The organism is Bradyrhizobium roseum, from assembly GCF_030413175.1.
GTDB lineage: Bacteria > Pseudomonadota > Alphaproteobacteria > Rhizobiales > Xanthobacteraceae > Bradyrhizobium > Bradyrhizobium roseum.
On sequence record NZ_CP129212.1, the window covers coordinates 5,115,507 to 5,131,729 of the forward strand.

Consider the following 16,223-nt stretch of genomic DNA (forward strand, 5'->3'; position numbering starts at 1 on the left):
GAGTTGGCCGAGGAAACACCATGAGTGATCTTTCCCCCGGAGCGTCACCCTCCGTTCGCCGGGCCGCCAAACCCAAGCCCGCCACCACCAACGGCACGTCTGACCCGATGCAGGATCTGCTGCACGCTTTGCAGGCGATGCGCGCGGGAGATTTCTCCGTGCGGATGACCGGCGATCACATCGGCATCGAGGGCAAGATCGCCGATACTTTCAACGAAATCGTCGCCGCCAACCAGCGTATGGCGCAACAACTCGAGCATGTCGGCCAGGTCGTCGGGCGCGAGGGCATGACCCGGCAGCGCGTGAAGTTCGACCTGTCGAGCGGGTCGTGGGCCGACATGGAAGGCTCCGTCAACACGCTGATTGATGACCTGCTGTGGCCGACCCGCGAAGTGACGCGCGCGGTCGCCGCCGTGGCGCAGGGCAATCTGCTGCAGACCGTGCAGCTCGATGTCGACGGCCGTCCATTGGGCGGCGAGTTTTTGCAGTCGGCCACCATCGTCAACACGATGATCAAGCAGCTTTCGGTGTTCACCTCGGAAGTGACGCGCGTGGCGCGCGAAGTCGGCACCGAGGGCAAGCTCGGCGGCCAGGCTCAGGTGCCGGAAGTAACCGGCGTCTGGAAGGACTTAACCGAGAGCGTCAACTCGATGGCCAACAACCTCACCGGCCAGGTCCGCAATATCGCCGAAGTCACCATCGCGGTGGCCAATGGCGATTTGTCAAAGAAGATCACGGTCGACGTCCGTGGCGAGATCTTGCAACTGAAAGAAGCCATCAACACGATGGTGGACCAGCTCCGCTCCTTCGCCTCCGAAGTGACACGCGTGGCGCGCGAAGTCGGCACCGACGGCAAGCTCGGCGGCCAGGCCATCGTCCCCGGCGTCGCCGGCACCTGGAAGGATCTCACCGATTCCGTCAACGCGATGTGCGGCAATCTTACCGCCCAGGTACGCAACATCGCCAACGTGACCACGGCGGTCGCCCGCGGCGACCTTTCGCGCAAGATCACGGTGGACGTCCGCGGCGAAATCCTCGAGCTGAAGGACACCATCAACACCATGGTGGACCAGCTCAACTCGTTCGCCTCCGAAGTGACGCGCGTCGCCCGCGAAGTCGGCACCGAGGGCAAGCTCGGCGGCCAGGCCCAGGTGCCGGGTGTGGCCGGCACCTGGAAAGATCTCACCGACAACGTCAACTTCATGGCCTCCAACCTGACGGCGCAGGTCCGCAACATCGCCGACGTCGCCACCGCGATCGCCGGCGGCGACCTTTCCAAAAAGATCACAGTGAACGTATCGGGCGAAATCCTTCAGCTGAAGGAAACGCTTAACACGATGGTCGACCAGCTCAACGCCTTTGCCGGCGAAGTCACGCGCGTCGCGCGCGAGGTCGGCACGGAAGGACGACTGGGAGGTCAGGCCAACGTGCTCGGCGTCGCCGGCACCTGGAAGGATCTCACCGAAAGCGTGAACTCGATGGCGTCCAACCTGACAGCGCAGGTCCGCAACATCGCCGAGGTGACCACCGCCGTCGCCAATGGCGACCTCTCGAAGAAGATCACTGTGGACGTGCGCGGCGAAATCCTGGAGCTGAAGGACACCATCAACACCATGGTGGACCAGCTCAACGCCTTTGCCGGCGAAGTGACCCGCGTGGCGCGCGAGGTCGGTACCGAGGGCAAGCTCGGCGGTCAGGCCAATGTGCGCGGTGTCGCCGGCACCTGGAAGGATCTCACCGACAACGTCAATTCAATGGCCGGCAACCTCACCGCCCAGGTCCGCAACATCGCCGAAGTCGCCACCGCGGTGGCCAAGGGCGACCTGTCGAAGAAGATTACGGTGAACGTATCGGGCGAAATCCTTCAATTGAAGGAAACGCTGAACACGATGGTCGACCAGCTCAACGCCTTTGCGGGCGAAGTCACCCGCGTGGCGCGCGAGGTCGGTACCGACGGCAAGCTCGGCGGCCAGGCCGAGGTGCCCGGCGTCGCCGGCACCTGGAAGGACCTCACCGACTCCGTGAACTCGATGGCCGGCAACCTGACGGCGCAGGTCCGCAACATCGCCGAGGTCGCAACCGCAATTGCCGGCGGCGACCTGTCGCGCAAGATCACCGTGGACGTCCGCGGCGAAATCCTGCAGCTCAAGGAAACGCTGAACACGATGGTCGACCAGCTCAACCGCTTCGCGGGCGAAGTGACCCGTGTGGCGCGCGAGGTCGGCACCGAAGGGCGGCTCGGCGGTCAGGCCAACGTGCCCGGCGTCGCCGGCACCTGGAAGGACCTCACCGACAACGTCAACTCGATGGCCGGCAATTTGACCGGCCAGGTCCGCAACATCGCCGAAGTCACCACGGCGGTGGCCAAGGGCGACCTGTCGAAGAAGATCACGGTCGACGTCAAGGGCGAGATTCTCGAACTGAAGAACACCGTCAACACGATGGTGGACCAGCTCAACGCCTTCGCCTCCGAAGTCACCCGCGTGGCGCGCGAAGTCGGCACCGAAGGCAAGCTCGGCGGCCAGGCCCAGGTGCCGGAAGTCGCCGGCACCTGGAAGGACCTCACCGACAACGTCAACTTCATGGCGTCCAATTTGACCGCGCAGGTCCGCAACATCGCCGAAGTCGCCACCGCCATCGCCGGTGGCGACCTGTCGAAGAAGATCACGGTCGACGTCCGCGGCGAAATCCTGCTGCTGAAAGACACCCTCAATACAATGGTCGAGCAGCTTCGCTCGTTCGCCGCCGAAGTGACGCGCGTGGCGCGCGAGGTCGGCACCGAGGGACGATTGGGCGGCCAGGCCGTGGTGCCCGGCGTGGGCGGCACCTGGAAGGATCTCACCGACAACGTCAACCTCCTGGCCGCCAACCTGACGACGCAGGTCCGCAACATCGCCGAAGTGACCACCGCGGTGGCGCGCGGCGACCTGTCGCGCAAGATCACGGTCGACGTGAAGGGCGAAATCCTCGAACTGAAGAACACCATCAACACGATGGTCGACCAGCTCAACGCCTTTGCCGGCGAAGTGACGCGCGTCGCGCGCGAAGTCGGCACCGAGGGCAAGCTCGGCGGCCAGGCCCAGGTCCCCGGCGTCGCCGGCACCTGGAAGGACCTCACCGACACCGTCAACTTCATGGCCGCCAACCTGACCGAGCAGGTGCGCGGCATCGTCAAGGTAGTGACGGCGGTCGCCAACGGCGACCTCAAGCAGAACCTGACCGTGAAATCGAAGGGCGAAGTCGCCGCCCTTGCCGACACCATCAACAACATGACCGAAACGCTGGCGACCTTCGCCGATCAGGTCACCAGCGTGGCCCGCGAAGTCGGCGTCGAAGGCCGGCTCGGCGGCCAGGCCAACGTGCCGGGCGCGGCCGGCACCTGGAAGGACCTCACCGGCAACGTCAACCTGCTCGCCGCCAACCTGACCTCGCAGGTCCGCGCGATCGCCGAGGTGGCCACTGCGGTGACCAAGGGCGACCTGACACGCTCGATCCAGGTCGACGCCCGCGGCGAAGTGGCCGAACTCAAGGACAACATCAACACCATGATCGGCAACCTGCGCCTGACGACGCAGGTCAATACCGAACAGGACTGGCTGAAGACCAACCTCGCCAAATTCACCAACATGCTGCAGGGCCAGCGCGACCTCACGACCGTCGGCCGGCTGCTGCTGACCGAACTGGCGCCCCTGATCAACGCGCACATGGGCGTGATCTACCAGACCGAGAATGCCGACAGCCCGCAGTTGCGCCTGCTCTCGGCCTATGCCGGCGACGGCGCCAAGCCGCATCCGCCGGTCGTGCAATTCGGCGAGGGGCTGATCGGCCAGTGCGCGATGGACAAGCGGCAGCGGCTGGTGGCTGACATTCCGGCCGACACGGCGCCGATCAATTCGGCGCTGCTGCGCATCGCCCCGAAGAATCTTGTCGTGCTTCCGGTGCTGTTCGAAAACCAGGTGAAAGCCGTGATCGAGCTTTCCTCGATCTCATCGTTCACGACATCGCAGATGACCTTCCTCGAACAGCTCACCGATTCCATAGGCATCGTGCTCAACTCGATCGAGGCGACGATGCAGACCGAGGGCCTTCTGAAACAGTCCCAGCAGCTCGCCGGCGAACTGCAGACGCAGCAGAAGGAGCTGCAGCAGACCAACGAACAGCTCGAACAGAAGGCGCAGCAGCTTGCCGAGCGCAATGTCGAGGTGGAACGAAAGAACCAGGAAATCGAACAGGCCCGCCGCGCGCTCGAGGAAAAGGCGACCGAGCTGTCGCTGACCTCGAAGTACAAGTCCGAATTCCTCGCCAACATGAGCCACGAGCTCCGCACGCCGCTAAACAGCATCCTGATCCTCGGTCAGCAGCTCACCGAAAATCCGGACGGCAATCTGTCGGCAAGACAGGTCGAATTCGCCCGCACCATCCACGGCGCCGGCACCGACCTGCTCAACCTGATCAGCGACATCCTCGACCTCTCGAAGATCGAATCCGGAACGGTGACGGTCGACGCCGAGGAAATCCTGACGTCGAGCCTCTTGGAGACCGTCGGGCGGCCGTTCCGGCACGAGGCCGACAACCGCGATCTTTCGTTCAGCATCGACGTCGACGAGAACCTCGCCCGCAGCATGGTGACCGATTCCAAGCGCCTGCAGCAGGTGCTGAAGAACCTGCTGTCGAACGCGTTCAAGTTCACCGCGGAAGGCGGCGTGAAGCTGAACGTCTCGGCCGCCGTCGGCGGCTGGAGCGCCGAACACCCGATCCTCAATCACGCGCCCGCGGTCGTCGCCTTCGAGGTGACCGACACCGGCATCGGCATTCCCCTGGAAAAGCAGAAGCTGATCTTCGAGGCGTTCCAGCAGGCCGACGCCGGCACCAGCCGCAAATACGGCGGCACCGGCCTTGGCCTTGCCATCAGCCGCGAACTTGCGAGCCTGCTCGGCGGCGAAATCCACCTGCGTAGCGTGCCCGGAAAAGGCTCTACCTTCGTCCTGTATCTGCCGCTGAAATATTCCGGCCCTACCGTGGCGCCGCGTGCTCCTGCCCCGTCGGCCTTTGCGCAAACTCCGGCGCTGCAGGTTGCAGCGACCCAGGAGCGCATCATCGAGCAATTGCCGGACGACCGACTCAGTCTCGAGCCGGGCGACACCATCCTTCTGATCGTAGAGGATGATCCGCATTACGCGCGGGTGCTGATCGACCTTGCCCGCGACAAGGGCTTCAAGGTGCTGGTCGCCAGCCGCGGCGACGAGGCGCTCGAACTCGCCAAGCAGTTCCAGCCATCGGCGGTTTCGCTCGACGTGTTCCTGCCGGACATGCTGGGCTGGACCGTGCTGAGCCAGCTCAAGCACAATCCGCTGACGCGGCACATTCCGGTGCAGATCATCACGCTCGACGAAGACCGTCAGCATGCGTTGGCCCGCGGCGCGTTTTCCTTTGTCAACAAGCCGACGACGACCGAGGGCGTCAGTGCGGCGCTGTCGCAGATCAAGGAATACGCCAAGCCCCGGCGCAAGCGCCTGTTGATCGTGGAGGACAATGCCGCCGAGCAGATGAGCATCACCGAGCTGCTCGGCCATGACGACATCGAGATCATCACCGCCGACACCGGCGCCGACGCGTTGTCGACGCTGCGGAACCAGCCGTGCGACTGCGTGGTGCTGGATCTGCGGCTGCCCGACATGAGCGGCTTCGAGGTGCTCGACCGACTCCGCAGCGACGAAACGCTGTCGAACGTACCTGTCGTCGTGTTCACGGGACGGGAACTTTCGGCCGAGGAAGACGCGGAACTTCACACGATGGCACGCAGCATCGTGGTGAAGGGCGTCGAGTCGCCGGAACGCCTGCTCGATGAAACGTCGTTGTTTCTGCACCGTGTGATCACGGAATTGCCTGTCGCCAAGCAGAGGATGCTCGAAAAGCTCAACAGTTCCGATGAAGATCTGGTTGGCAAGACCGCACTTCTCGTGGACGATGACGCCCGGAACATCTTTGCGCTGTCGAGCGTATTAGAACGGCGCGGCATGAAGGTGCTGACGGCGACGACGGGCCACGAAGCCATTGCGCTGGTCGAATCCAATCCGAATATCGCAATCGTGCTGATGGATATCATGATGCCGCAGATGGACGGATATCAGACCATTGGCGTGATCAGGCAAAACCCGTCGTTCGGTCGCCTTCCGATCATTGCGCTGACCGCCAAGGCGATGAAGGGCGACCGCGAGAAATGTCTCGAAGCCGGTGCTTCGGACTATCTCGCAAAGCCCGTCAATACCGAGCAGTTGCTGCTCGCGATACGAATGTGGCTGCACCGGTGATCGGCGTAAGCAGATGATGGACGACAAGGTGAACATTCTTCTGGTGGACGATCAGCCTGCGAAGCTGCTCGCTTATGAAGTCATCCTGAAGGAACTCGGCGAGAACCTGGTCAAGGCTTCGTCCGGGCGCGCGGCGCTGGAGTATCTGCTCAAAAACGACGTCGCAATCATCCTGGTCGATGTCTGCATGCCTGAACTGGACGGCTTCGAACTCGCCGCCATGATCCGCGAGCATCCACGGTTTCAGAAAATCGCGATGATTTTCATCTCCGCCATACAGGTCAGCGACCTCGACCGCTTGCGCGGCTACGAAATGGGCGCGGTCGACTATGTACCGGTGCCGGTGGTTCCGGAGGTGCTGCGCGCCAAGATCAAGGTATTTGCGGAACTCTATCGCAAGACGCGCCAACTCGAACGCCTCAACATCGAACTGGAGGATCGCGTTCGTGCCCGCACCGCCGAACTTGAGGATTCGCACAAAAGGCTGCTGCAAAGCGAGCAGCGCCGCAGCCTCGCGATCGCTGCCGGGAAGATGGGCTCGTGGGATTGGGACTGGGTCAACGGCGACTGGATGTGGGACGAAGGCCAGTATCAGATCCTCGGCCTCGATCCCGCCAAGTTCGAACTGACGCCCGCCAATATCCAGGCGCTGCTGCATCCCGACGACGTGCAGGTATTGCACGAGGCGTGGGCAAATTTCGCGCGCGGCGCGAAATCATATGAAACGGAATTCCGCATTATCCGTCCGAACGGCGAGGTGCGATGGTGCGCGGCAACGGCGGCGGCGAGCACCGACACGGGCGGCCGCGTCATTCGTGTTTCCGGCGTCACCGTCGACATCACCGAGCGCAAGCAGGCCGAGGAGCGGCAGAACCTGCTGGCGCGTGAGGTCGACCACCGCGCCAAGAATGCGCTGGCGCTGGCGCAATCGATCGTCCGGCTGACGCGCGGCGAGAACGTGAAAACCTATGTCCGCTCGGTCGAAGGACGGATCAACGCGCTCGCACGGGTGCACACCGTGCTTTCGCTCTCGAGCTGGCAAGGCGCCAAAATCAGAAAACTGATCGACGAGGAACTGGCGCCCTATTTGACCGGCGAGCAGATCAACCTGTCTGGTCCGGAGATGCAACTCGAACCGACGACGGCCCAGACGGTGGCGCTCGCGCTGCACGAACTCGTCACCAATTCGGCGAAGTACGGCGCCCTCTCGGCGCTGGCGGGCCGGCTGTCGGTGAGCTGGGAAGACGATGCCGGCCAGCTCAGGATCATCTGGGTGGAGACCGGCGGACCCGCGGTAGAGAAGCCGGTGGCGCGCGGCTTCGGGACCAGAAGCGTGATTGCCAGCATCGAATCGCAGCTCGGCGGGCAGGCTGAATTCGACTGGCGCCCGGAAGGCCTGGTTTGCCGCTTGACGGTCCCGCCGCCGCAGCGTCCGTTTGCCGCCGAACCGGTTTCCGCCGCTGACAGCCATGGCCTGCGATGCGCCGAACGGTAACCTGACGCCTGATTGGCGCTGTGAACGCGGACTGACCCCGCTCTATCCCGCGGCCGCTGCGGCGGTGTTGGCCGGCCGTCGGTGCGGTTCCAATGCCGCTTCGATCGCGCGCATCAGATCTGCCGGACGAAATGGCTTCTGAAGGCAGACGACATCAGAGAGTTCGGGCGTATCGGGCAGGAAGTCCAGCACGGTCATTCCTGAAATCGCAATGACCGGCAGGCCGGGCGATTGGGCGCGCAGCGCTGCAATCAGATCCGAGCCGTTGCTGTCCTGCAGGAGGATGTCGACGATCGCCAGGTCGAAGCCCGCCGGCTCGAACAGCTTCAAGGCAGCGCTGGCGCTTTCCGCCTCGATGATTTCGTAGCGGTGCATGCGCAGCACGATAGCAATGATCGTGCGGACCTCGGGTTGATCGTCAACAACAAGCACGCGGGGCATTGAGCCCTCCCGGATCGGTGGCGCAACAGCCTGGGTAGTCGAAGGGATTTCGGCCGTCGCACGTACCAGTATTGGCCCGGACGGTAAAGAGTCGGTTACGCGATCATGTGTCGCGCGCTAGGCGTCGACAGGTAAGATGGAACCTCAAGTTGATTCTGGCCGGGGCGCGCAGGGCATGATCCGGAAAAGCGGGAATCGGTTCTCCAAAAAGATCATGTTCAAACAAAGAGATGGGTTCATGATACGATTTCGGGAAATCTCATCATGACCTATCATAGTTATCTCGGCATTTGATTCCTTCAAATCCATGCACCGGCTGGAAATCGGGCTGCGCCGGTACGCTATTCCCGGGCGTTTGAAGCTATTGCCACTCTAGAACTGCAACAGCGTGTTCGCTGCCAGTTGGCCGGAGGCGACAATGGATGATGAGCGCAACATCTTCGTTTCGACCATGCCGGCGACCGCCCGCGATGGCAGACCCGCGCTCTTCGTCGTTGGTATCTCCGCAGTACTCTTCGCCTGCGCCGTACCGTTTGCCGGCGTGCCGCTGACCCCAATCCCGGCATTCGTTGCGAGCTACCAGTCGGCGCTTGCCATCAACGACGTGATCACCGCCGTCATGTTGTTTTCGCAGTTCGCAATCAGCCGCTCGCGGGCGCTGCTGTTGCTGGCGAGCGGATATCTGTTCACGGCCATGGCGGCGGTCGTCCACGCCCTCACGTTCCCCGGTCTGTTCGCGCCCGGCGGTCTGCTAGGCGCGGGGTCGCAGACCACCGTCTGGCTCTACATGGTCTGGCACGGCGGATTTCCGTTTCTCGTCATCGGCTACGCGCTTCTGAAAGCGAAAGACGACAGGCAGATGATGCTGGTGTCGACCGGCGCGGCGGTCGCCAAATGCATCGTTGCGGTCGGTGTTGCGATGGCAGCGGTCGTCTGGCTGGTCACCGCCCACCATGACCGGCTGCCGATCCTTTTGAGCGGCGGCCACTATACGCCCATCATGCTGGGCGTGGTCTCGACCGTGTGGTGCCTTAGCCTGGCGGCGTTAGCGATATTGTGGCTTCGCCAGCCGCACTCCGTGCTCGACGTCTGGCTGATGGTGGTGATGTGCGTCTGGCTGTTCGACATCGCCCTGTCGGCGATCCTGAACGTCGCGCGCTTCGACCTCGGCTTCTATCTCGGCCGCATCTACGGCCTTTGCGCTGCGAGCCTGGTACTCGCCATTTTGCTGATCGACAATGTCGGCGTCCAAGCCAAGCTGGCCCGCCTGCTCGGAAACGTTCGCCGCGAAGCCGCGTCCGAGCGAAGCCTCCGCAGCGAACGTGAAAGCCTGTTCAGCTCGGTCGTGGAATCGTCCAACGACGCCATCATCACCAAATTGCTCGATGGTACCATTACCGGTTGGAACGGTGCCGCCGAACGCCTGTACGGCTACACGGCGGCCGAAGCGATCGGGAGGAACACCAACATCATCGTCCCGCCTGAACGGCGCGACGAATTGCGCGACATCATCGAGCGGGTCAGCGCCGGCGAACCGATCGAACACCAGGAAACTTCGCGGATGCGCAAGGACGGCAGCATCGTCGACGTTTCGCTGAGCATCTCTCCGATCCGTTCGGCCTCCGGGCGGATCGTCGGCATCTCCAAATCCGCGCGCGACATCACCGAAAGCAAGCGGACGCAGCGGGCACTCAGCCAGGAAATCGAGGAACGCCGGCGCATCTTCGATTCTTCGAACGATCTCATTCTGGTGACCGACAGCAAGGGCAACTTCATCCAGGTCAGCCCGAGCGTTACGGCGATCCTCGGCTATCAGCCGTCCGACCTGCTCGGACATAGCGCGGTCGAATTCATCCACCCCGACGATATCGAGCACACCCGCAGGGAAATGAGGGCGGCGCGACTAGGACAGCGCAAGCGCAGTTTTGAAACGCGCTATATCAACAAGGAAGGCAGAACGGTCGCGCTGAACTGGACCGGAACGTGGTCGGAGCCGGTCCGTCGCCACTTCTTCATCGGCCGGGATCTGACCGAGAAGCAGACCGCAGATGCCCAGTTGCGGCATGCCCAGAAGATGGACGCAATCGGCCAGCTCACCGGCGGCGTCGCGCACGATTTCAACAACATCCTGACCGTGATCACCGGCACCATCGGCATTCTTGAAGAAGCCGTCGCCGACAACCCCGACTACGTTACGATCGCCAGGCTGATCGACGAAGCCGCCGAACGCGGCGCCAACCTGACCAAGCATCTGCTGGCGTTTGCCCGCAAGCAGCCCTTGCAGCCCGTCGAACTCGACGTCAATGCGCTGGTGCTGGAGTCGGCAAAGCTCTTGCGTCCCACCCTCGGGGAGCACATCGAGATCACCCCGCTCCTGGCCGAGAATACATGGACGGCGCTGGCCGACCCCAACCAGCTCACCACCGCCGTTCTCAACCTGGCGATCAACGCGCGCGACGCCATGCCCGATGGCGGAAAGCTTGCAATTGAAACCGCCAACGTCGTTCTGGATGAAAACTATGCCGGCAGGCACAGCGAGGTCGCGCCCGGCAGTTACGTCATGATCGCCGTCAGCGACACCGGCACCGGAATTCCGCCCGCGCTGGTGGAGCGAGTATTCGAACCCTTTTTCACGACCAAGGAAGTCGGCCGCGGCACCGGCCTCGGACTGAGCATGGTGTTCGGCTTCGTCAAGCAGTCGGGGGGGCACGTCAAGATCTACAGCGAGCAAGACCATGGCACGTCGGTCAAGATCTACCTGCCGCGGGCGATCGGCCTGCAGCAGACCGCCGCGGAAGCGGCGGCTTCGGCGAACGTCGTGGGTGGCACCGAAACCATCCTCGTCGTCGAGGACGATGCGATGGTAAGGCGTTACGTCATGACCCAGGTCCAGAGCCTGGGCTACGCCACGTTTGAAGCGTCCAACGCTTTCGATGCCTTGCGCATCATCGACGATGTCCCCGCCATCGACCTGCTCTTCACCGACGTGATCATGCCCGGGGCCATGAACGGCCGCAAACTCGTCGACGAAGCGCTGAAGCGGCGGCCCGGCCTCAAGACGCTCTATACGTCCGGATATACGGAAAACGCCATCGTCCATCATGGCCGGCTGGATTCAGGCGTGCTGCTGCTGGCGAAACCCTACCGCAAATCCGAACTCGCCAGGATGATCCGGCTGGCGCTTGCCAGTTGAGCAACCGGTGCGACTGATATATCCGTGGATCGGCCCGCCAAATGTGGCCTGACGGAACGGCGCGTTGAAGAATCTCATCACCGACATTTCCGGCGTCCGCGTCGGCCACGCCGACGACGCAACCCTCGCCTCCGGCGTGACCGCGGTCATTTTCGATTCTCCCGCCGTCGCCTCGATCGACGTGCGCGGCGGCGGGCCCGGCACCCGCGAGGACGGCCTTCTCAAGCCCGAAAGCACCGTCCAGGAGATCGACGCCATCGCGCTATCCGGCGGCTCGGCGCTCGGGCTCGACGCCGCCGGCGGCATACAGGCCTGGCTGGCTGAACAGGGCCGCGGCTTGCGGATCCGCGAGGCCGTGATCCCGATCGTTCCGGGCGCGATCTGCTTCGATCTGCTCAACGGCGGCGACAAGGCTTGGGGACGCTTCCCGCCCTATCGCGACCTCGCCTACGCCGCGGCGCGCGCGGCGCGCGACGATTTTGCATTGGGCAGCGTCGGCGCCGGCCTCGGCGCGACCACCGCCAATCTCAAGGGCGGGCTCGGTTCGGCATCGGCGCAGACCGATGGCGGGGTCACCGTCGGGGCGCTCGCCGTCGTCAACGCCGTCGGCAGCGTGACGGTCGGCGACGGACCGTGGTTCTGGGCGGCGCCGTTCGAACAGAACGACGAATTCGGCGGACGCGGACTGCCGCCTTCGTTCACGCCCGACATGCTGCGCGCACGGCTGAAGGGCGGTCCGCAAGCGACGCCTTCGGAAAACACCACGCTGGTCGTCGTGGTCACGGATGCCGTGCTGACGAAATCGCAGGCCAAGCGGCTGGCGATGATCGCGCAAACCGGAATGGCCCGCGCCATCTACCCCGTCCATGCCCCGACGGATGGCGACGTGGTGTATGCCGCCGCGACCGGCAGGAAGCCGATCGATCCGCAGTTCGGCCTCACCGAACTCGGGATGGTGGCCGCCAACACGGTCGCGCGTGCGATCGCGCGCGGCGTCTACAGTGCGACCGCGCTACCCTTTCTGGGTGCGCTACCGGCGTGGAGCGATCGCTTCGGCTAGGTCGCATTCCGAAGAGATCTCGCCGGGTCTCGTGCTCAGACGCTGACCGAAAGCGATGCGGTGGCGGCTGATGAAATGGCTCGAGCCTGACGCTGAATCATCTGCTCGATGAAATTGTAGGACGATGTGGCTGAACTCGATGAGCTGCCGCTCGCGGGCGATGTCATCGTCACCTTGGAGCCGTCCGCATAGGTCAGCGACGTCGTTATCGAACCGTCGCTGTTGGTGACAGAAGTGGTGCCGGCGCCCTGCAAGGCCTGCGTGAACGGATCGGAGCCGGACTGATCGCCATTGCTCGCAGTATCGCGATCATGATGTCCCTTGCCGGGCCGCAGCGCCGACGCCAGTTCTTTCAAGGTGACCGAGCCGTCGCCGTCCTTGTCGAGCTTGCCGAACACGCTGTCGGCGTTTTGAAGGTTGGTGCCGCCGGCGCCGAGCGCCTCTTCGAATTCCGACTTGCTGATCTTGCCGTCGCCGTCGCCGTCGATCTGTCCGAACAGGTCCTTCAGGGCAGCCGAACGGCTCTTGGATGCCGTGGTCGCCGACCCCGACGCGGACTGGCTCTGGGCGTCGAGCAGCGCGCTCATGGTTTGCGGCGAGATCGAAGCACCGGTACCGCCCGAGCCGGCTCCGGAGCCGACCGAAGGCGCGCCGTTTTGAGATAACAGATCGAAAGCGGCAGCAGGATTCTGGTTGGCGCCTTTGGTCTGCGCAGACGATTTCGACGATGTCAGCGCCTTGAGGGCATCGATGGCCGATGACGCAGCACCCAGAGCAAAGAACATGGCGGAACTCCAGCATGGCCGCATAAGACGACGGCCGACAGTTCGTTGGCATGGTCTTCAGCAAGCACCGTGCCATACCAAAAAACCCAGCAAATCCAGGCTTTCCTCTATCCGGATCGTTCGACGAACCCGGCAATAGCTGCCCGCCCCCGGCAGGTTTTTCCGCCCCGAAGGCCGCACCTGCGGGCGCATTGCCCCCGGCCCTCCTGCGTGTTACGCGAGGCCATTCCACCGCTTCAAGAACTTGGGAAAGCGCCCATGTCCCAGCCATTCGCGTCGCGTCCCCTCGTCATCGCGCCGTCAATCCTGGCGGCGGATTTTGCCAAACTGGGTGAGGAAGTCCGCGCCGTCGACGCCGCCGGCGCCGACTGGATCCATCTCGACGTGATGGACGGGCATTTTGTGCCCAACATTTCCTACGGTCCCGATGTCATCAAGGCGATGCGCCCGCATACCAAGAAAATCTTTGACGCGCATTTGATGATCTCGCCCTGCGATCCCTATATCGAGGCATTCGCAAAAGCCGGCTGCGATCACATCACCGTCCATGCCGAGGCAGGCCCACATTTACATCGTTCGCTGCAGGCGATCCGCGCGCTCGGCAAGAAGGCCGGCGTCTCGCTCAACCCGGGCACGCCGGCGAGCGCGATCGAATACGTCATCGACCTGATCGATCTCGTGCTGGTCATGTCGGTCAATCCCGGCTTCGGTGGCCAGGCCTTCATCAAGTCCGCGCTCGGCAAAGTCAGCGACGTCAGGGCGATGGCGGCGGGACGCCCGATCGACATCGAGGTAGATGGCGGCGTGGGCCCCGACGTGGCCGGCCAGTTGGCGGCCGCCGGCGCCAATGCGCTGGTCGCAGGTTCAGCCGTGTTCAAGGGCGGCACCATGGAAGCCTACAAGGCCAACATTTCCGCGATCCGCAACGCGGCGGCGCTGGCGCGCGGCGAAGCGATCTGACGCAGCTCCCGCGCGCGCTAGCGAGCGGGTAGCAAAGCCACACCAAAGGTGCCGCGAGCATTGGAACCGAAAGCTCCACGGTCCGGCCACAAAGCGTCACGCATCTCGCCATAAAGGCAGATCAGCATTCCGCCTTCCATGGATGGGACGGAAATATGATCAAGGCCTACTGCATCGCCGCGTTGCTCCTGGTACTCGCGCCCTCCTCCGCGCTCGCGCAGCGCGCGGGCGACGCCGCGCTGGGCGCGGTAGCCGGCGCCGTCGTGCTGGGCCCGGTCGGGGCCGTCGCCGGCGCCTTCGTCGGCTATACGGCCGGTCCTTCGATTTCGCGGTCGTGGGGATTGGAAGGCTCGCGGTCGTCGCGTCGCCGGCAGGCTTCAAGGGACAGCGTGCGCGGCGCCAGGGCGGAAGCCGTGGGCGTACCACCCGGGTCCGCCGGTCAAGCCGAACGGAGCGGCCGCGTCACCAGTCATCCGGCGCCGAACCCGCCGCGTTCCGGCAGCAAGCTGCCACCCGTCCAGACCCTCGACTGAGCGCGCGCGCAGCCCGATCCGGCTAGCCACCTTCCTGCAGCGGCGCCGACGGCGGCGGTCGCACCACGGTCACGGTGCAAGCGGCCTCGGCCGCGACCTTGGCCGACACGCTGCCGAGCAGCGCACGCAGCATCGAACTTTGCCGTGCGCCGATCACGATGTGGTCGACCTGATTGACCCGGGTGAATTCCAGGATCGCAGCAGCAGGATCGATGGCCTCCAGAACATGCACCGTGAGCCGGCTTTCATCCAGCTCCAACGGCTGCGCCCAGTGCCGCAGCGTCACCAGACGGTCGATATGCTTGTTGTTGCCCTGTTCGTCGAGCGTCCGGTCGATGGTGACGCGCCCGAGCTTGAGCACGTTCAGGCAGGCGAGCCGCGCCGACGGCAATGTCGACAGGAGCTGCGCGGCCGTCCGACGCAGGCATTCGTTGAGCGCTGCCGATCCCTCTTCGGTATCGATCGCAACCACCACGATCGGTCCCGAAGCCAGCTGCGCCGAGACCTCGGATTTCTCTCTCGGAACGGCCACGCCCTGGTTGAAGCGGCGGCGCCACACCGTCGAGAGCGGATCGCGCTGCAGCCGCTCCGAGCGCGCGGTAAGCTTGACCTGTTCGGGATGCGCCAGTTCGAAGGCCAGTTGGGACGCCGTCGGATGCCGCCAGACCGGCTCGATCTCCAGGCAGCGCAGTACGATTTCCTGCAGCCAGGGCGGATAGTCGCCCCTCAGCTTGCGCGGCGGATAGGGATCACGCCAAAGCCGACGCTTCATGCCGCGCAGCGTCTCGCTCTCGCCGAACGGCCGCTCGCCGGTGGTGAAGAAATACAGCAGCACGCCCAGCGAAAACAGGTCGCTGCGCGGATCGTCGCGGACGCCGAGCAGGCGCTCCGGCGCCATATAGGGCGCGGTGCCGTAAGGCAGACGGAATTCTTCCTGCAGCAAGTCCGGCAACTGGTTGTGGTGCGACAGGCCGAAATCGATCAGCACGCATTCGCCCGATGGGCGGAACATGATGCTGCTCGGCTTGATGTCGTGATGAATGACGTTCTGCCGGTGCAGGTCGGCCAGCGCGGTCGCGATCTGTCCGCCGATCACCCTCGCCTCTTCATAGGGGATCGGCAACTGGTCGATCCGGCTGTAGAGCGTCTTGCCGGGGATGCGCTCCATGACGACGTAGGGCTGCCGGTCGAAATCGCCGGTGCCGAAACAGCCGGGCACATGCGGGCCGGCCAGCCGCGGCAAGATCATCTGCTCCATTTCAAAGCTGACGATGGCCGCCGGATCCTCGCCCTCGGCCACCCGCGGCACCTTCATCAACAGCGGCACGTTGATGCCGGGATGGGTCACCGACCACAGCGTCGCCATGCCGCCCTGGTGAACACATTCCCCGATGGCGAAACCGTCCAGTTCTGCGCCAGACTCGATCAAGGATTTCGCCATTCTC

The 16,223-nt window shown here is 63.9% G+C and carries 9 protein-coding genes; 6 read left to right on the forward strand and 3 right to left on the reverse strand.

Going from position 1 to position 16,223, the window contains the following annotated elements; all coding sequences use genetic code 11:
• The first annotated feature begins 20 nt into the window (after positions 1-20).
• On the forward strand, positions 21-6,311 hold the full coding sequence (locus QUH67_RS24330) for a HAMP domain-containing protein (RefSeq protein WP_300941902.1): 6,291 nt from the start codon (positions 21-23) through the stop codon (positions 6,309-6,311).
• Between the two features lie 13 nt (positions 6,312-6,324).
• Complete coding sequence (locus tag QUH67_RS24335) at positions 6,325-7,806, forward strand: sensor histidine kinase (RefSeq protein WP_300941904.1); 1,482 nt, start codon at positions 6,325-6,327, stop codon at positions 7,804-7,806.
• 42 nt (positions 7,807-7,848) lie between these two features.
• Here the strand turns inward: QUH67_RS24335 and QUH67_RS24340 are convergent, their stop codons facing one another.
• Positions 7,849-8,247 carry a response regulator gene (locus QUH67_RS24340; protein ID WP_300941906.1) on the reverse strand — a complete coding sequence of 133 codons (399 nt, stop codon included), beginning with the start codon at positions 8,245-8,247 and terminating at the stop codon, positions 7,849-7,851.
• A gap of 418 nt (positions 8,248-8,665) precedes the next feature.
• On the opposite strand from QUH67_RS24340, the gene QUH67_RS24345 reads away from it, so the two are divergent.
• Both QUH67_RS24345 and QUH67_RS24350 read left to right on the forward strand, forming a co-directional pair.
• On the forward strand, positions 8,666-11,440 hold the full coding sequence (locus tag QUH67_RS24345) for a PAS domain S-box protein (protein WP_300941907.1): 2,775 nt from the start codon (positions 8,666-8,668) through the stop codon (positions 11,438-11,440).
• 64 nt (positions 11,441-11,504) lie between these two features.
• Positions 11,505-12,500 carry a P1 family peptidase gene (locus QUH67_RS24350; protein WP_300941909.1) on the forward strand — a complete coding sequence of 332 codons (996 nt, stop codon included), beginning with the start codon at positions 11,505-11,507 and terminating at the stop codon, positions 12,498-12,500.
• A gap of 35 nt (positions 12,501-12,535) precedes the next feature.
• Here the strand turns inward: QUH67_RS24350 and QUH67_RS24355 are convergent, their stop codons facing one another.
• A complete protein-coding gene (locus tag QUH67_RS24355; protein ID WP_300941911.1) occupies positions 12,536-13,285 on the reverse strand; it encodes an EF-hand domain-containing protein in 750 nt (249 codons plus the stop codon).
• Positions 13,286-13,543: 258 nt separating this feature from the next.
• Between QUH67_RS24355 and rpe the strand changes: the two genes are divergently transcribed.
• Positions 13,544-14,245 carry a ribulose-phosphate 3-epimerase gene (rpe, locus tag QUH67_RS24360; RefSeq protein ID WP_300941912.1) on the forward strand — a complete coding sequence of 234 codons (702 nt, stop codon included), beginning with the start codon at positions 13,544-13,546 and terminating at the stop codon, positions 14,243-14,245.
• A gap of 155 nt (positions 14,246-14,400) precedes the next feature.
• Positions 14,401-14,778 (forward strand): DNA-directed RNA polymerase subunit N, encoded by a 378-nt coding sequence (locus tag QUH67_RS24365; protein ID WP_300941914.1) that lies wholly within the window; start codon positions 14,401-14,403, stop codon positions 14,776-14,778.
• A gap of 22 nt (positions 14,779-14,800) precedes the next feature.
• Here the strand turns inward: QUH67_RS24365 and QUH67_RS24370 are convergent, their stop codons facing one another.
• A complete protein-coding gene (locus QUH67_RS24370; protein WP_300941915.1) occupies positions 14,801-16,219 on the reverse strand; it encodes a serine/threonine protein kinase in 1,419 nt (472 codons plus the stop codon).
• Positions 16,220-16,223 lie beyond the last annotated feature (4 nt).